Raw genomic sequence first — 16,919 nt, 5'->3', positions numbered from 1 at the left:
GCACGGAGCCTGTATGGCCTTTCAAAGTACCGAAAACTACATCGTGTCTGCCGAGCTGGCACTGGCGGTTAATGCCGCTGTTATCCTAGAAAAACCCTTATTAATTAAAGGCGAACCGGGCACTGGTAAAACACGTCTGGCCGAAGAGCTTGCCGAGAGTTTGGACACTGAGCTGATTCAGTGGCATATTAAGTCCACCACCAAAGCGCAACAGGGCTTATATGAATATGATGCCGTATCACGCTTGCGTGATAGCCAACTAGGCAGTGAAAAGGTGCAACATATTGCCAATTATATTAAACCGGGCAAACTGTGGCAGGCCTTTACTGCGGCAAAACGACCTGTGTTGTTGATTGATGAAATTGATAAAGCCGACATCGAGTTTCCGAATGATTTGTTGCATGAATTGGATCGGATGGCGTTTTATGTGCATGAAACCGGTGAGCATATCAGTGCTGAGCAGCGACCGATTGTGATTATTACTTCCAATAATGAAAAAATGCTGCCAGATGCGTTTTTAAGGCGCTGCTTTTTTCATTACATACGCTTTCCTGATGCCGAGGTGTTACGCGAGATTGTGGCGGTGCATTTTCCGACTATTCGTCAGCAATTACTCAGTACCGCACTTGAGGTGTTCTTCGAGTTACGTGAGCTACCGGGTTTAAAGAAAAAGCCTTCTACCTCCGAACTACTTGACTGGTTAAAATTATTGTTAGCCGAGCAAATTCCGGCCGAAGTGTTGCAACAAAAACAGCAGCAGTGCGGCTTAATGCCGATGTTCGGCGCGCTGTTAAAAAACGAGCAAGATGTGCAGTTGGTTGAAAAACTCGCGTTTATTGCTAAGCGGGGGCGTTAGAATGTTGCCGTTTAGTGTTTTATCGACTGCCATCGTGTGTTGTTATGCTTATTGAGTTTTTTTTCACCCTGCGCAAATACGGCTTAAAAGTTAGTATTACTGAGCTGTTGGATTTACTCAATGCGCTAGAGCAGCAGGTGATCTTTGCCGATAGCGAAGCCTTTTATCAGCTAGCGCGTTTAATCATGGTAAAAGACGAGAGTCAGTATGACAAGTTTGACCGTGCCTTTGCTGAGTATTTTGAAGGGGTTGCGGCGGTCGATCTAGCCAGCAGTATTCCTGATGAATGGCTCATTCCAGATATCATTCGTCAGTTATCAGCCCAAGATAAAGCTGCGTTAAAAGGGCTGGGCAGTTTAGAGGACTTAATGGCGCAGTTGCGTGAGCGTTTGGCCGAACAGCAAAAACGCCATGCTGGCGGCAATAAATGGATCGGCACCGGCGGTACCTCGCCGTTTGGCGCTTATGGCTTTAACCCGGAAGGCGTGCGTATTGGCCAACAAGGCAGTGGTGCGCGCCGCGCGGTAAAAGTGTGGGATAAACGCGAGTTTAAAGATTTAGACAGTCACAGCGAGCTCAACAATCGCAGTATTAAGTTGGCGCTACGTCAGTTACGGCGCTTTGCCCGCAGTGGTGCGGCGACGGAATTGGATTTAAACGGTACCATTCAAGCCACCTCAGAGCAGGGAGGTTATCTGGATCTACGCTTTGTACCCGAGCGACATAATGCCATCAAGGTACTCATGTTTTTTGATGTGGGTGGCTCGATGGATGATCATATCACGCTTTGTCAGCAACTCTTTTCGGCCGTGAAAACCGAGTTTAAGCATCTGGAGTTTTTTTACTTTCATAACTGCGTATATGAAGGTGTCTGGCGTGATAATAGCCGACGGTTTACCGAACAAACCTCAGTGCTCGATGTGATCCACACTTACGGTAGCGATTACAAGCTGATTTTTGTTGGTGATGCCACCATGGGCCCTTATGAAATTGACTACCCTGGTGGCAGTGTTGAACACTGGAATGCCGAGCCTGGGCGAGTGTGGTTAAACCGTTTGCTGCAACAATACCCCAAAGCGGCGTGGTTAAATCCGCAGCCGCTGGCATGGTGGGGGCATTATCATTCCATCAGTCTGGTTCAAAGCATTATGCAGCAGCGTATGTTTCCGTTAACCCTTACCGGTTTATCTGATGCCATTAAAAGCCTTAGCTAAGCGCAACATTAATCGCTATTGGCGATGCTTAATAGGAGTAAACTGATGAGTGCGGAACTCAGTGTTATTTTACTGACTTCAGTATTGTTGTTACTGGCGTACTTTTGGTTATATCCCAGAGTGGCTGGCGCAGATCTAAAAAAAGTTGCGTTGTTTGATGGCTTAACCACCGTCATCGCGCTTGGCATCGTGGGTACTAAGTATTGTCAAACAGAGCACGTGTTTGAGTTTGCCGGTCTGCATCTAAACTGGTTTTGGTTTACGCTGGTCTGTTATCTGATCCTCGAAATTCCGTTGTCGATTTGGTATCTAAAACGCTTTCGAGCAAAGTAAGACGCTTTACGCAGCGTTTAACGTTTTGCAAACTTAAAACTTCGGGTTAGATGCCAAGAACCTTGCTGCTGATTCTGCTTGAAGCTAAATCATAGTGCACTGATAAACTTCATATTTTCGCCTTTGGCGAGATACTTTCTTTTGTGTCGCCAAAAGAAAGTATCCAAAGAAAATGCGACCCTACATTGCTGCGAAAGCCCGGCTCAACCTGACACGAGCAAGGCGACGAGGTAACTCGTTCGGCACTACCGTGCCTCGCTCAAACACCCCTCGTCTTAAAACCTTGGCCGTGCCAAGTTGACCGGCTTGCAATGTAATGGGATTAACAGCTAAAAATGGCCATGGATTTTTAAATACTTTAGATTTGATGCAATGCGAGTTAATAGCGAAGTCAACGTTGGCTGGAGACGTCTTTTTCAGGGATGAAAAAGAGGAGCGTACAGGGATTGTATTTACAGCGTGCTCCAGCCGACGCTTTACGCAGCGTTTAACGTTTTGCCAGCTTCTAGCTTCGGGAGCATGTTCCAACATCCTCGATGCCGACTCTGCTTGAGTTTAAACACTAATTTACTGATAATCTTTACGTTTTCGCCGTTGGCGAGATACTTTCTTTTGTGTCGCCAAAAGAAAGTATCCAAAGAAAATGCGACCCCACTTCCGCTCGAAAGCCCGGCTGCTCATGCGTTGTCCAAGGCGAAAACGTAACTCGTGCGGCGCTACCGTCGCCGCACTCAAACACCCGTTTTCTTAAAACCTTGGCCAACGATGATCAGTCGGCTCGCTACAAAGGGGATTAAGAGCAAAAACGGATTTTCTTAGCGGAACAATTTACACCTAATTGTTATTTCTAAAACCTGGGTCAACGGTGTTTAGGCGGATCGTTTTAAGGGATAAAGCTTCACTTATCAGTGAAGCTTTATGACGGTTGCTTTATTGCCGGAAGCTTGGCATCAGGGCTGGGATACCTGGTAGCATACCCACAATCGCCATCACCGTAGTTAACACGATAAACATTACCAGTGGTATGATCCAACGGCTCATATGGGTTAACTTAGCGCTACGTTCTTTACAGCCAATTAAGCCTAAATTGTCCAACAGAATGGTTAATGACCAACCAAAAGCGGGGTTAACCAAGGTTGAAGCAAAGACCACAATGGCTGCGGATTGCGTGGTTTTACCTTCACGGGTCATTTCCATACCCGCCTCTAACAGGGGGATAAACACCCCCACAATTAAGGCGACACAGAGTACCGGTTGCCAAATAGCCAGATCCATCGGGTAACCCCAGATCCCTGCAATAATACAAAATAGCGCGGTTAGGATAGCACCTGCGGGGATAGGGCGTTTAGCAATAGCGGCTGGTACAATATAGGTTCCCCAAGACGACGTAAAGTTAGCCCCGCCGAGCAATGAGCCAAAGGTTTGTCTGACTGAAGCGCTTAACATGGTGTCATCAATGTTCATTATTACTTTTTCAGTCCGTTGCGGGTAACTGATTTTTTGAAATACTTGATGACCTAAAAAGTCAGGTGACCACATGGCAACGGCAAGGATGGCAAAAGGCAGAACTACTACGAAGCTTTCTAATGTGGGTAAACCTAGCATCCAGCCAGTGTTGTCACCCCACCAGTACATCGGGTTCATATTAGGTAAACCCGGTGCCGTATGAAACTCAAAGGGCGCGCCAAGAGCAAAGGCCATAGTCCCCCCTAAAAAGCAGCTTAAAGGTACTGCTAACCAGCGTTTTTTAAAATGCTCTAAGAACGCATAGAGTAATATGGTCGACAAGATGACCACAAAGGCGATATGCGTTTTTTCGATCCCTTCTGCCCAAACGAACAATTTTTTCACTTGCGAGGTGGTACCAATAAAGCCGAGGTACAACAGTAAGCCGCCACAAACGCCTTTACTGGTCAGTCGTGCCAATAAGCTACCTCCTTTACTAAGCGCTAAAATTAAACCAAAAGCTCCAATTAACAGACCAAAGGCCATTGGGTGACCGCCTGTGGCGACAACAATCGGGATCAATGGGATCAGCGGGCCATGGGTGCCGGCTAAGTTAGCGGTGGGTAAAATAAAACCGGAAAAATAACAGAATAAAAACGGATGCGATTAACAGTTCGTAGCGAACGTTTTCAAGAATAAACGCATCGCCTAAACCTAAGGCATTGGCAAAGGTCGCAGCAATGGCGGCTACCATCACGACTTTACCGATCGTGGCCGCCATTGCTGGAATGGTATCTTCATACTCGAATCGATAGTCCCGAAACGGTAAATTGGCTCGCCAACGTTTGGGCTGCATAATTTGCAGTTCATGCTTGAGGTAGGCTTCTCGGCTACTGAACTTTGAACTGGGTTTGTGTAAATTTTGGTAGCTATCGGTAAAGGCGTGGTCCGCTGTTACCTGTGCAGCTACAGACAAGCTGTTATCTTCAGGCTTGGTGTTCATGCTATCCCCGGCAACATAGTTGCTACTAAAAAATTAAAATCACAGTTTTTTATAAGCAATTAGATGTTGAGGTAGCAGAATAAAACAGCCGCTAGAAAATTGTTATTAGTCAAAGGTCGAGGTTGACAGAAATTAATGCGGTTTTAGTGTTAAGTTTAGTCTGGTTTTGCTGCTGCGTTGCGGCTGACACGAGGGCATCTTGTGGTGTGTGATGTGTTAGGTGTTATTTCAGCAAGAAAGCTGGCAGCTAAAGCATGACAACAACTCAAGGCCGTGATGTGGATGGGCGAATTTTTGCTGACCCGAACAAGGTGAAAAAAACGGACATGCGCTGTCCGTTATGAAAGAGGTGATAAAGCAATACTGATTTTGTGGCTAATCGTCTTGCTCTGCCGCCGCATTGCGCGCTTTACGTTCTTGCATTTCATTATAAGCGGCGTTAATTTCATCGAGCACTGCATCGATATCGGCTAACTGTTCATCTTCGGCAAATTCACCGGTCAGTTCAGTGTCAGGATTCAGGTTACCGGCTTCAAACAAGGCCCAGATTTCTTTAGCATATTTTGTGTTTAATAGCTCAGGTGCAAATTGCCCATAATATTGGGTAATATTATTCACGTCTCGGCTTAACATCCACTGAGCGTTGTTATTGGCTGCCGCATCCACTGCTTGAGGTAAGTCAATAATGACCGGGCCAGTAGGATCTTGCAGTACATTAAATTCAGAGAGATCGCCATGCACTAAACCTGCGGCTAACATGCGCAAAATATGTTGCATCATGGTTTTGTGATCGCGTTTGGCTTGCTCGGGTTCTAACGTGATATCATTTAAACGCGGCGCGACATCGCCATCTTCGTCTAAAATTAATTCCATCAGCAAGATACCATCATAACAACCGTAAGGCTCAGGTACGCGTACTCCAGCATCGGCTAACTTATATAAGGCATCTACTTCAGCATGTTGCCAGCTTTCTTCTTGTTGCTCACGGCCAAAGCTTGAGCCTTTCTCCATGGCGCGAGCGCGGCGCGAGCTGCGCACTTTGCGGCCCTCTTGATACTGTACTGCTTTTTTAAAACTGCGTTGGCTAGCATCCTTATACACTTTGGCACATCGAATGGCGTTACCGCAACGAACGACATAGACAGAGGCTTCTTTACCGCTCATCAATGGCCGTAATACTTCATCGATAATACCTTCATCAATTAAAGGTTGGATGCGTTTTGGTGTTTTCATAACACCCCTATAGTAAATTGGCAAAGTGCCAAACGTTAAGCCGATCCATGGCAACAGGCTGCGGTTGCAGCAGCATATTGCCAACGGGAGGTTACAAATCTAAATAATGTGGCCAACCTAGCAGTGGGCTGGTTAAACCGTGTTTATGTTCAAAGGCATCGAGTTTTTCTGGCGATGCGTCTAACCGTTGCTGTTTTTGATATTCACGGCAAAACAACAAGGTACGCTGTAAGGCAGGATGAAAATGCTGGCCCAGATCCTGGCGGATCGCACTGGCGTTTTCAGCGGGCAATTCAGCTAATACCGCTTCGGTTTGTAACATAAGGTAAGCATCATTAAACCAATGCTCGGCAAAGTCAATTTCGCGTAGCCGACGTTTTAAATCCTGCTTTACTTGACCACCACCCGTTAAAGCACGATAGAGCACAATCTCAGCCAACACTTCTTCCAAGCTAAAATGCTCGAATTCATCAAATTGTTGCCGTTGATAAAACTGTTGTCGTAATAGCTGCATAGCCTGAAAACGATGATGCTCGGTCAAGGCTTGTTGATAGGCTTGCCAACCTAGCCACTCTTCTGAATCGGGCGGACAAGATACTTGTGACAGCAATTGTTCATCAACTTCGCCATATAAGGAACTCTTGCCTGAGGTTTTACGATGCACAGTGCTGAGCATATGCCAGCCTTTTTGAAACGGTTTAACTAAACCTTCAGGCGCTAATAAGAGCTGGAGAGCCCGTACTTGATCTTTATCGCTTAACGCCATCAGGCCCAGACTGACAATGCCGATGACATCGTAAGCGGCTTGTTCTAACAGGTGCATCTTGTATTTGTTATAGAACTTGTCAGCAAACTTTAGGCTCATCAACACGGCTTTGCTTTTAATTTGCGCTAATTCAGTGGCATTTAATTGTTCTGCCGCTTGCGCGTATCGAATCACCTGCGTTAAAAAGGGGCCTTGCTGGCTATCTCGCACCACTAACTGCATGAAAATTATCCCTAATCCAAAAAGCTAAACATATCGTCGACTTCGCTAAATTCGTCTTCAGCTTGGTTTTTCTCTTTAGCTTGCATCACCAACTCGGTAGCAAATTTATTGATAATACCTTCCCAGCCAGATTTTTCATTGCGGATCAGCGCTTTAATGGCTGTTTCTACCTTAGGGGTTAATTGGCGGATCAGTGCCAATAAGCTCTTCGGATCATCATAGCCAATGTTGTGGGCATCTTCGGCAAGCTGGCGTTCAGTGAAACTTTCGGCCTCTTCTAAATGTTCTTCATCTTCATACAGCTTATCTTCCCAGTAGTTTTCATACTCTAGAATTTCACCGCGATAAATTTCAATAAAAGGGATCGATAAATAGAACAAGCCGGCGGGATCTTCAGCAATACACTCTAAGATCTCAGCTTGTTTATCTTCGTTATCTTGGGTGCGGATCAGGTAAGTTAAAAAATCAAAGGTATGCTGTTTCAGATCTTCCGCATTGTTTTTGATTTTTTCTTCCCAATACAAGGGTTGCTGACACACAATATCGCGGATTTTTTCTGGCGTCATCAGCTCAGAAATAATCGATGGGAACGATAAGTCATGCTGGCTGTTCATTTGTGTTAGCGTAACAATATCAATTTGCTCAATCACATCAACCAGTTGTTGATCGCTCATGGTGTTGGCAATAATCTCAAAACGCTTACTGGCTTGTTTTGGTTCGACTAGCGCTAATTCTTTTATTTCTGCTGCAGCAATAGCAATTAAATCGGTACTCACTCTCAGCCCTCCCGGTTAAAGCGGATTTCATCATATTGATCGTCGTAGCCTTCTTCATCGCTATCGTCGTCATCGTGTTCGTCATCACCACCAAAACCATAGGGTGCGTCTTCTTGTTCATCATCGCTGTCCTCAGCCGCGTGGTTTTTGGGCATGGTCACATTTTGCGTTAGTAAATACAGTGCGGCACAGGCTTCAATTAACATCGTTTCAGAATAATCACGAATGGCTTTTACCAAGGGCAAATCGGCATTATTAAAGGCAACAGACACTTTAAACTCTTCCCAACTGGGCTTTTTAGCGGCGCTTAACCATTGCTGCCATTTTGCTGCCGCGGCAGGGGGGAACTTAACTCGGCCATAAAGCGCCATCGGTAAATACTCTGGTACCGACTCAAGCATTTCAGGATCAGCTAGTAATACGGCTTTCATTTTGCTGGTAAATTGCTCAAGCGCTTTCGGATTTTCCGGGTCGCTATACGAATCTATATTTTCACCGGCGTCGGTTTGTAAGGCGCGGATCCGTGCCAAGTTTAATTTGCTGCTCATGATGGCCTCAGGCGTAATATTCGTCCCACAGCTCACGCATTGCGGCTGCAGGATCGGTAACAATAACGTTATTAAAATCTTTTAAGAAGGCGCTACGTAACTTCGGATCGCCCAGCACTTCATAGGCTGTTTTGACCCGTTGTAATTGATTGGCGGCTTGCTGCAATTCTTCTTCTGATAAACCGTGTAGTTTATCGGGGTGAAACTTATTTGCTAAGCGGCGATACGCTTTTTTAATCTCGTCATCACTGGCATTAGACTTTACGCCCAGTACCCGAAAGTGATTAATCATGTTGTTATCCTGTACAGACGGCGACTAGGGGTTAAACAGTAAATTATAGCCGCAAATCATAGCAGATCTGATGCAGGGTTGGCAGCGCATTATGCAATTCCACTTTATTAAGTTCGGCCACTTGAGTAATGCGCTATTTAGCCGCATCATATGCAGGCCTATGTTACGTTTTCACTGCGTTTTTAAGCGGCGTAGCAGGCTTTTTTCTCCATCGAGGTGTTATGCGCTGGTTTAGCGGTTTAATCATTTTGTTGTATCTAACGGTACTTTGCACACCGCATTCGTCTGCGGTGTATGACGTTAGAGTATTGCCGCAGATGGATAGCCAGTTGCAAGCGGTGCCGGTGGCACTGCCGCAGTTTTTAGCTAACGAAGCGGATGAAGAACCCGAACAGCCTGATGTTGCCCTGCTTAGTCGCAACCTTGGGCTAGGGCATCTTAGTACCCCTGTTGCGATGACGCAGCGCTTAGCGGTGTTGGTCAACCGCTTATTTTCATCTGCGCAAGCACGCGCCCCCCCTTTGTTCCTCAGCATTTAAATGATGGCGCGACCCATTGTGGTTCGTCGCACTGTTTAAGATAGCTTAATCAAAGCCAAGAAGCGCTTTGGTGTGAGAGGAAAATATGGTTTTTATTGATATTGCGCTTATGCCTGGCAAAGCGTTATTGCCTGTGCTTTTTATATTATTTACCCCGCTGTTACTTCAAGTGTGTCGGCATGTTGATGCGCCTGTTAGCAAGGAGCAGCTATGCTAAACAAGAATTCAACTTGGCAGGTATGCATGGTGATCAGTTTGCTGCTGTTGGCTCTGGTTTACGCACTGCCTAATCTGTATCCAGCCGATCCTGCACTGAGTATCAGTGCAACCCGTGGCGCGCAAATCAGTGAACACACTCAGGCGCAGTTAAGCCAAACGCTGCAACAAGCGAACATCCCCGTTAAAGCCCTGCAATTACAAGACGGTCAATTACTGTTACGTTTTGCCGATACCGAAACGCAGTTACAAGCGCAAGCCTTGTTCAACAAAACACTTGATCATAATTATGTTACGGCCTTGAGTTTAGCGCCTGCCACGCCCTCGTGGTTAGCCCGGATTGGTGCGACGCCAATGAAGTTGGGTTTAGACTTACGCGGTGGCGTGCATTTTTTGTTAGCGGTGGATATGCAAGCGGCACAGCAAAAACACATGAATGATTTGCAGCAGCGGCTGCGTGTGGAAATGCGGCAAGCCGATATCCGTTATCGCAGCGTGCAAGCCGATCCAACTCATGCCCAACTGCAGATTGCGCTGCGAAGCGCTACTGATTTAGCCTCGTTAGAATCACTGCTGTCAAAACGAGATCGACAGTGGTTGCTTAGTCGTGCCGATGATGGTGTTACCTTGCTGTTGCAACTGTCTGAGCTGCAATTAAAAGCGCTGCGTGAAGAGGCGCTGGAACAAAATATAACGATTTTGCGTAATCGGGTAAACGAAATTGGTGTTGCCGAGCCGATTGTGCAGCGCCAAGGTGCCGATCGGATTATTGTGCAATTACCCGGTGTGCAAGATACCGCGCAAGCCAAAGAGATTTTAGGGGCGACGGCTTCTTTAGAGTTTCGCCTGGTGAACACCCAAGCTGATATAGCCGCTGCGCTCGCCGGTCGCGTACCCGCCGATGCTGAGCTATTCCAAACCCGTGACGGGCAGCCCATTTTACTTGAAAAACGCATTATGCTGACCGGGGATCGGATCACCGATGCCAGCTCTGGCTATGATGAATATGGTATGCCGCAAGTCAGTATCATGTTAGATGCTCAGGGCGGTGAGTTGCTCTCTGCGGGAACGAAAAACGCCACCGGGCGGCGCATGGCGTCAGTGTTTGTTGAATACAAAGCCAGTGCCGAGCGTGCTGAAGATGGCAGTGCCGTGCTGATTAAACAGCAAGAGGTGATAAACGATGCGACCATTCGTATGCGCCTTGGCCATAGTTTTCAAATTACCGGTTTAAGCTCGTCTGCTGAAGCTCAACAGCTGGCGTCGTTATTACGTGCGGGCGCCTTAATCGCACCGATCCAAATCTTAGAAGAACGCAGCATCGGTCCTAGTTTAGGCCAAGAAAATATTAAGCTTGGTATGCAAGCCATCTCTTTTGGCATGCTGGCCGTGTTGCTGTTTATGCTGGTGTATTACAAAGGCTTTGGTTTGGTCGCGAATGTTGCTTTGCTCGCCAATGTGGTGTTGCTGGTGGGGCTATTGTCGATGATTCCTGGCGCCACCCTAAGTTTGCCCGGCATGGCTGGCATAGTGTTAACCGTTGGCATGGCAGTGGATGCCAATGTGTTGATCTTTGAGCGGATCAGAGAAGAGCTCAGCGCAGGGCGCTCTGTTCAACAGGCTATTCATGAAGGCTACGATCGCGCCTTTGCCACCATTGCCGATTCCAATATTACCACCTTGTTAGTGGCATTAATTCTGTTTGGTATTGGCACCGGCCCGGTGAAAGGTTTTGCTATTACGCTGGCACTGGGGATCTTAACCTCGATTTTTACCGCGGTGCTGTGTACTCGCCTGCTTGTTAACATGATTTGGGGTGGCCGCCGTGTGCAGTCACTGTCTATTTAAGGGGTATTTGATGCAAGTATTTAACTTTACGCAACCGGCTAATTTTATGCGCTATAAATGGCTGGCCGTGAGTGTGTCAGTGCTGTTGGTGCTTAGCTCGTTGATGCTATTAGCCACGCGTGGTTTAAATTGGGGTTTAGATTTTACTGGCGGTACAGTGATTGAAGTGGCATTTCAGCAAGCCGCTAATTTGGTGCAAGTGCGCGAGGTTTTAGCCGGTGCCGGTTATGCGGATGCTGTTGTGCAATTGTTTGGCAGTAGTCAGGATGTGTTAATCCGTATTCCGTTGCAGCAAGGGCTTGCACAAACACAGCTGGGCAGCACGGTATTAGGCGCGTTAACACAGCAGATTGATCCTCTGATCAGTTTGCAGCGCATTGAGTTTGTGGGGCCAAGTGTTGGCGCGGGTTTAAAGCAAGATGGGGGCTTAGCGTTGCTAGTCTCCTTATTAGGTATTTTACTCTATGTTACCCTTCGCTTTGAATGGCGCTTGTCACTTGGAGCCGTTTTGGCTTTAGGGCACGATGTGATTTTAACGCTGGGTTTATTTTCTTTATTGCAGTTAGAGTTCGATTTGACCGTTTTAGCGGCAGTGTTGGCGCTGATTGGATATTCAATCAACGATACGATTGTGGTATTTGACCGCATTCGCGAGAGCTTTCGCAAACTGCGTGATAGTAGCGCGGAAGAAACCATTAACCATGCTATTACCACCACCTTAAACCGTACGGTTATTACCTCGTTAACTACGCTATTGGTGTTACTGGTACTGTTTTATATGGGGGGTGCGCTGATCCATGGTTTTGCAACGGCGTTGTTGTTCGGCATTCTGGTCGGCACCTATTCGTCAGTTTATGTGGCCAGTGCCATCGCCTTAGTGTTGGGTTTAACGCGGGAAGATTTGCTGGTACCCATGATTGAGAAAGAAGGCGCCTCGAATGATTTGCCGCTGTGAACTACCCAGCGACTAAAGATCACTGGGCTTCTACGGTTTAGCTTTACACTAAGCCGCTTCTTTTTTCTCAGCTCCATCACCCAACTTCGATAAGACGAAGACTTTCGTTTTAATAGCCGATTTCTGCTGAGATGTGGGGGTTACCCTTGCGACTATTCCAGCCGCAATCAAATCTATTTCACCTGTCCTGGCTATGCTTATTGCCGCCGAAAGGTCTCGGCTCTGATAGGTTGCGCAAGTTGAGCAGGTGAAGTTTCTTTTATTTAATGTCAGTGCATGATGCTGACCGCAGTCAGTACAAATACCGGTGGACTTAACGAACCGGCCAATTTCATGGTAAAGCTTACCTTCAAGCTCAGCTTTATATTTTACCAGCTGAGTGATAAGCCCCATTACGTTGTCAGCGACCATACTGCCATTAAATTTTTGCATCCCTTTTACATTCAAATTCTCAAACACTAAAATATCACTCTCATTGGCTATCTGATGTGATGTTTTATGTGCAAAGTCGAGCCTTTGCCTTGAGATTTTTCCGTGTAATTTATTGATGCGTTCTTTTGTTATGCGCCAGCGATTTGAACCCTTTTTACGTCTTGCAAGCTGGCGTTGTAGATGGGTCAATTTCTGTTTGGATTGTTTTAAGAATTTTGGATTAGGCGCTTCAAAACCGTTCGAACCCACAACGCTTAGTTTCGAATTAATATCAAAGCCGGTTATTGACTGAAGCACCTGTCTGGCAGTTTTGCATTTTACTTCCTGAACGATGCTGCACTCCCACTTCCCGTGGCGATATTGAAACGTTACCGTTTTAATTCCACTGGCCAGTTTTCGGTGAAGTACGATAGGCACTTTGCCTATTTTGGGAATACTTATCGTGCCTTTTTCAACGCGAATACAGTTAGAATTATTTACCGCCCGAAAACTATCATCGTGAAGTTTTTTCTTTTTATATGAGGCTTTATGCTTCGGAAATCGCTGGAGCCGTTCTTTGGAAACGGCATTCTTTAATGCCGTTTCCAAATCACGAGCCACTTGCTGTGCGGCGGCGGAATCAAACGACTTAACCCAGGCAAACTCTTCGAAAACCTTTATTTCTTTGAGCAAAGTGGCCATATCGTTATAAGAGAGAAACGTTTTGTCGTACTGATAACGCCGTTCGTTTTCAGACAACAACAGGTTCCATATCCCACGTGCATACGAGCCAAACTCTATCAGCTTAGCTACCTGCTCTGGCGTTGGATTGAGCCTATAATTGTATCTGAGCACCTTTCCCATATACTGTATAGACTACTGTATAAGGGGGCATTGTCAAGATGGAATATGAAACTAAATCTCACTGCAAATACCTAATAGCATTGCATTTAATACTGGTCGTGAAATACAGAAAGCAATTACTGGCCGGACAGCTAGGTCAATTCGTTAAAACCTCAATTGTCGAATTATCGACAAAATCAGACTTTGAAGTTAAAGAGATTGAAATCGACAAAGACCATGTTCATTTTCTGATGACAATTTCTCCAAAATTCAGCGTCTCCCAGCATGTGCGAAACATTAAGCAAATGACTAACAACAAGATATGGAGATACGCACCAAACCTAAAAGACAGTTTTGAAATCAGAGAACGTTTTGGTCAGACGGATATTTTGCTTGCTCTGTCGGTAACGCCAGCGCAGAAACAATCAGAAAATACATTCAGGAACAAGGATAGCGATTCATCCCAGCGAATAAAGATCACTGGGTTTTCTCGCTAAACGTTCGATAAAAGTGCTTAGGGGTAGGTCGTTAATCATTTGACGTTCAGCTAAGCTGAAGGTAGCAGAAAAGAGCACCGATCATCGGATATGAGCGGTGCTCTTTAAAGCAACAAAGGGGTATCAGCAGGCTATTTAGGGGGAGAGCCGCCCGCAATGAAAAGGACCTGAGTCCTTTTCAACCGAGTCTCGGTGCCACAACGATAAAAGTGTGCTGTTTAGCGGTTGGGCTTTTTCAGGCAACGTTTATAGCTAAAAAACGCGATGGCTTAATAACCTTGTGCGTGAACATCTCGAACCGCCCGGCCCGAAGGATCGGTCATTTCAGCCATTTTGGCATCCCAAGCTAAGGCTTCTGGTGTGGAACAAGCGACAGACTTACCGCCTGGCACACATGAGATGGCACCTGCATGTGGGAAATGCTCTTCAAAGATCACCCGGTAGTAATAGGCTTCTTTGCTATCTGGCGTGTTGACCGGAAAGCGGAAGCTGGCGGTGGCCATCTGCTGATCAGACACTTCTTTCGCGGCATGCGCTTTTAAGCTGTCAATCCAGTTGTAACCGACACCGTCCGAGAATTGCTCTTTTTGCCGCCATAAAATTTCATTAGGCAGTAAACCCTCAAATGCATGGCGTAAAATGTGTTTTTCCATTTTGCCACCACCGCACATCTTCGCTTGAGGGTTTAAGCGCATAGCCACATCCATAAATTCTTTATCTAGGAACGGCACACGCGCTTCAATACCCCAAGCTGACATGGCTTTGTTAGCACGATTACAATCAAACAAATGTAAACGGTCTAATTTACGCAGTGTTTCTTCATGGAACTCTTTGGCATTCGGCGCTTTATGGAAATACAAATAACCACCAAACAGTTCATCCGAGCCTTCGCCAGATAACACCATTTTAATGCCCATGGCTTTAATTTTACGAGCCATCAAATACATCGGTGTGGAAGCACGGATCGTGGTTACATCATAGGTTTCTAAGTGATAAACCACATCACGCAGTGAGTCTAATGCCTCTTGCACGCTAAAGTGCACCGTGTGATGCACAGTACCAATGGCATCTGCTACTTTTTGGGCGGCAATCAGATCAGGCGACCCGGGTAAACCGACGGCAAAAGAGTGCAAACGGGGCCACCAAGCTTCTGATTGATCATCATCTTCGACACGGCGCTTGGCAAATTGCTGAGCAATAGCTGAAATTAAGGACGAGTCTAAACCGCCGGATAACAATACCCCATAAGGTACGTCTGACATCAGGTGAGTTTTTACGCTGTGCTCAAGTGCTTCGCGTAGCTCAGTTTCATTGGCAGGGTTGTCTTTAACCGCATCGAAACTTTGCCAATCGCGTTGATAGTACTGACGCAGTTCACCAATTTTGCTATCAAAATAATGGCCTGGCGGGAATTCTTTTATTTGCTTACAAACCGGTACCAGCGCTTTTAACTCTGAGGCGACAAATAGCTGACCATGTTCGTCATAGCCGTAATACAACGGAATAATGCCCATATGATCACGCGCAATTAAATAGCGTTGCTGTTCGGCATCATACAAAATAAAGGCAAACATGCCGTGCAGCTGATCAATAAATTCAGCTCCATGCTCTAAATACAACGGTAAGATCACTTCACAATCCGATTTTGTTTTAAACGGATAGGGCGTACTCAAGGTTTTTTCGAGTGTTTTATGATTGTAGATCTCACCATTCACTGCCAGAATGTGATTTCGCTCGGTATTAATGAGAGGTTGGGCACCATTTTCAGTATCTACAATCGCTAGGCGCTCATGCACCAGAATAGCATTATCATCGTTCCAAATGCCTGACCAGTCAGGACCACGATGACGTAATAACTTAGATAACTGCAGCGCTTGCTGGCGCAATGCTTTAACATCTGTCTTGATGTCAAGCACCCCAAATATCGAACACATGATAACCTCTGATAATCAAATTAATAACACAATAAGTTTTGGCAGTATGTACGTATATACGTACCCATTGAATGTGCCATGCTAGCGTTAAATTGCAAGTGCTTTTTGGTTTATTTCCTTTAATAGTCCAAAAAATAACCACTCTCGTCAAATGTGAAAGCTTATGAATAAAAAATCAGCAAAAAACCGCTTTAACGCCCCCGCCAACTGGTCGGCGCAGTATTTAAGCGCTAACCCGATCTTCAGCGAGTTGTGTCAGTTGTTTCCACTGACCGAACTTAGCAACTGGCCAACCTTAGTCCAACTTAATCATTGGTTGGGCCAAAGCGATTATCGCTTGGTGGACGATGCGCTGTTGCAAGCTGACGGACGTTACTACGAAGCTTTTATTTTTGCGACGTCGCACATTCCGACCCGTGCTGAAAATTGGCATGATCTGTTTGGCGGTTTAATTTGGGGGTTGTTTCCTAAAACCAAACGTCAGATCAACCAGCTTCACATCAGCGAAATGGCCTTACATGGACAACAGCAGCGTAGTAAAATTCGCAACAAATTAACCTTGCTGGATGAATGTGGTGTGCTGATTGCGCTGGAGCCGAGCGCTCAGGCTCATCGTCAGTGGTTACAACAGCATGCTTGGCGGCGCAGTTTTTGGCAGCAGCGCCATGATTGGCAACACGCTATTGTGCCAGTGATCTTCGGCCATGCTATTTATGAAATGGCCACTCAACCCTTTATCGGCTTAACCGCGAAAACCTGGTTTATTGATGTGCCTACCGGTTTTAGTCAATGGGCTTTAACAGATCGTTACACTTTTCTCGATGAAAAACTCTCTCAACAAATTGCTAACACTGAGCAACTGCTTAATAATGACCAGCTTACACCTTTGCCGTTATTAGGTTTACCCGGTTGGTATGCAGATAATAATGCAGAGGATTTTTATGCCAATACGGAGTATTTTCGTCCACGCAAGACTCAACAATAGGA

The 16,919-nt window shown here is 46.0% G+C and carries 15 protein-coding genes and 1 pseudogene; 8 read left to right on the top strand and 8 right to left on the bottom strand.

Features of this window, described 5'->3' with window-relative positions:
* Positions 1-13: 13 nt before the first annotated feature.
* Genes ACUJFK_RS11645 through ACUJFK_RS11635 form a run of 3 tightly spaced genes read left to right on the top strand, consistent with a single transcriptional unit; the run spans position 14 to position 2,403 of the window.
* Positions 14-856, top strand: coding sequence for an AAA family ATPase (locus ACUJFK_RS11645; RefSeq protein ID WP_445424952.1), 843 nt, complete (start codon positions 14-16; stop codon positions 854-856).
* A gap of 44 nt (positions 857-900) precedes the next feature.
* Complete coding sequence (locus ACUJFK_RS11640; RefSeq protein WP_445424951.1) at positions 901-2,070, top strand: vWA domain-containing protein; 1,170 nt, start codon at positions 901-903, stop codon at positions 2,068-2,070.
* Positions 2,071-2,115: 45 nt separating this feature from the next.
* Complete coding sequence (locus ACUJFK_RS11635) at positions 2,116-2,403, top strand: hypothetical protein (RefSeq protein ID WP_306178287.1); 288 nt, start codon at positions 2,116-2,118, stop codon at positions 2,401-2,403.
* A 930-nt stretch (positions 2,404-3,333) separates the two neighbouring features.
* On the opposite strand, the pseudogene ACUJFK_RS11630 reads toward ACUJFK_RS11635, so the two are convergent.
* The 6 genes and pseudogenes from ACUJFK_RS11630 to atcJ form a co-directional block, all read right to left on the bottom strand.
* Positions 3,334-4,852 (bottom strand): annotated as a pseudogene (locus tag ACUJFK_RS11630) (DUF3360 family protein).
* Between the two features lie 375 nt (positions 4,853-5,227).
* Positions 5,228-6,085: a PA4780 family RIO1-like protein kinase gene (locus ACUJFK_RS11625; RefSeq protein WP_226750073.1), complete on the bottom strand. Its 858-nt coding sequence runs from the start codon at positions 6,083-6,085 to the stop codon at positions 5,228-5,230.
* A 91-nt stretch (positions 6,086-6,176) separates the two neighbouring features.
* A complete protein-coding gene (gene atcC / locus ACUJFK_RS11620) occupies positions 6,177-7,073 on the bottom strand; it encodes a cold adaptation protein AtcC (RefSeq protein WP_445424950.1) in 897 nt (298 codons plus the stop codon).
* 11 nt (positions 7,074-7,084) lie between these two features.
* Complete coding sequence (atcB, locus tag ACUJFK_RS11615; protein WP_226750071.1) at positions 7,085-7,849, bottom strand: cold adaptation protein AtcB; 765 nt, start codon at positions 7,847-7,849, stop codon at positions 7,085-7,087.
* A gap of 2 nt (positions 7,850-7,851) precedes the next feature.
* On the bottom strand, positions 7,852-8,397 hold the full coding sequence (gene atcA / locus ACUJFK_RS11610; RefSeq protein WP_445424949.1) for a cold adaptation protein AtcA: 546 nt from the start codon (positions 8,395-8,397) through the stop codon (positions 7,852-7,854).
* A gap of 7 nt (positions 8,398-8,404) precedes the next feature.
* Positions 8,405-8,689, bottom strand: a complete 285-nt coding sequence (gene atcJ, locus ACUJFK_RS11605) for a cold adaptation protein ActJcold adaptation protein ActJ (protein WP_226750069.1) — start codon at positions 8,687-8,689, stop codon at positions 8,405-8,407.
* A gap of 221 nt (positions 8,690-8,910) precedes the next feature.
* On the opposite strand from atcJ, the gene ACUJFK_RS11600 reads away from it, so the two are divergent.
* From ACUJFK_RS11600 to secF, 3 genes are all read left to right on the top strand, one after another.
* On the top strand, positions 8,911-9,228 hold the full coding sequence (locus ACUJFK_RS11600; protein ID WP_306178291.1) for a hypothetical protein: 318 nt from the start codon (positions 8,911-8,913) through the stop codon (positions 9,226-9,228).
* Between the two features lie 210 nt (positions 9,229-9,438).
* Entirely contained in the window at positions 9,439-11,292 is a 1,854-nt protein-coding gene (gene secD / locus ACUJFK_RS11595; RefSeq protein WP_306178292.1) for a protein translocase subunit SecD, read from the top strand.
* Between the two features lie 10 nt (positions 11,293-11,302).
* Positions 11,303-12,247, top strand: coding sequence for a protein translocase subunit SecF (gene secF, locus ACUJFK_RS11590; protein ID WP_445424948.1), 945 nt, complete (start codon positions 11,303-11,305; stop codon positions 12,245-12,247).
* Between the two features lie 48 nt (positions 12,248-12,295).
* Here secF and ACUJFK_RS11585 read toward each other — a convergent pair whose 3' ends face one another.
* Positions 12,296-13,522, bottom strand: coding sequence for an RNA-guided endonuclease InsQ/TnpB family protein (locus tag ACUJFK_RS11585; RefSeq protein ID WP_445424947.1), 1,227 nt, complete (start codon positions 13,520-13,522; stop codon positions 12,296-12,298).
* A 38-nt stretch (positions 13,523-13,560) separates the two neighbouring features.
* On the opposite strand from ACUJFK_RS11585, the gene tnpA reads away from it, so the two are divergent.
* Positions 13,561-13,998 carry an IS200/IS605 family transposase gene (gene tnpA / locus ACUJFK_RS11580; RefSeq protein ID WP_445424946.1) on the top strand — a complete coding sequence of 146 codons (438 nt, stop codon included), beginning with the start codon at positions 13,561-13,563 and terminating at the stop codon, positions 13,996-13,998.
* A 269-nt stretch (positions 13,999-14,267) separates the two neighbouring features.
* Here the strand turns inward: tnpA and asnB are convergent, their stop codons facing one another.
* The gene (gene asnB, locus ACUJFK_RS11575) at positions 14,268-15,932 is read right to left on the bottom strand and encodes an asparagine synthase B (protein WP_445424945.1); all 1,665 of its coding nucleotides are present in this window, start codon (positions 15,930-15,932) and stop codon (positions 14,268-14,270) included.
* A gap of 163 nt (positions 15,933-16,095) precedes the next feature.
* On the opposite strand from asnB, the gene ACUJFK_RS11570 reads away from it, so the two are divergent.
* Positions 16,096-16,917 carry a DUF3025 domain-containing protein gene (locus ACUJFK_RS11570; protein ID WP_445424944.1) on the top strand — a complete coding sequence of 274 codons (822 nt, stop codon included), beginning with the start codon at positions 16,096-16,098 and terminating at the stop codon, positions 16,915-16,917.
* Positions 16,918-16,919: the final 2 nt, after the last annotated feature.

This window comes from Alishewanella sp. HL-SH06, assembly GCF_052656265.1.
Note: the sequence above shows the minus strand (reverse complement) of the source record. Positions and strands in the feature narration are given on the sequence as shown.

Coding starts and splice junctions, on each gene's coding strand:
- ACUJFK_RS11645 (WP_445424952.1), top strand. CDS start 14: ATGGCCTTTCAAAGTACCGAAAACTACATCGTGTCTGCCGAGCTGGCA.
- ACUJFK_RS11640 (WP_445424951.1), top strand. CDS start 901: ATGCTTATTGAGTTTTTTTTCACCCTGCGCAAATACGGCTTAAAAGTT.
- ACUJFK_RS11635 (WP_306178287.1), top strand. CDS start 2,116: ATGAGTGCGGAACTCAGTGTTATTTTACTGACTTCAGTATTGTTGTTA.
- ACUJFK_RS11625 (WP_226750073.1), bottom strand. CDS start 6,085: ATGAAAACACCAAAACGCATCCAACCTTTAATTGATGAAGGTATTATC.
- atcC (WP_445424950.1), bottom strand. CDS start 7,073: ATGCAGTTAGTGGTGCGAGATAGCCAGCAAGGCCCCTTTTTAACGCAG.
- atcA (WP_445424949.1), bottom strand. CDS start 8,397: ATGAGCAGCAAATTAAACTTGGCACGGATCCGCGCCTTACAAACCGAC.
- atcJ (WP_226750069.1), bottom strand. CDS start 8,689: ATGATTAATCACTTTCGGGTACTGGGCGTAAAGTCTAATGCCAGTGAT.
- ACUJFK_RS11600 (WP_306178291.1), top strand. CDS start 8,911: ATGCGCTGGTTTAGCGGTTTAATCATTTTGTTGTATCTAACGGTACTT.
- secD (WP_306178292.1), top strand. CDS start 9,439: ATGCTAAACAAGAATTCAACTTGGCAGGTATGCATGGTGATCAGTTTG.
- secF (WP_445424948.1), top strand. CDS start 11,303: ATGCAAGTATTTAACTTTACGCAACCGGCTAATTTTATGCGCTATAAA.
- ACUJFK_RS11585 (WP_445424947.1), bottom strand. CDS start 13,522: ATGGGAAAGGTGCTCAGATACAATTATAGGCTCAATCCAACGCCAGAG.
- tnpA (WP_445424946.1), top strand. CDS start 13,561: ATGGAATATGAAACTAAATCTCACTGCAAATACCTAATAGCATTGCAT.
- asnB (WP_445424945.1), bottom strand. CDS start 15,932: ATGTGTTCGATATTTGGGGTGCTTGACATCAAGACAGATGTTAAAGCA.
- ACUJFK_RS11570 (WP_445424944.1), top strand. CDS start 16,096: ATGAATAAAAAATCAGCAAAAAACCGCTTTAACGCCCCCGCCAACTGG.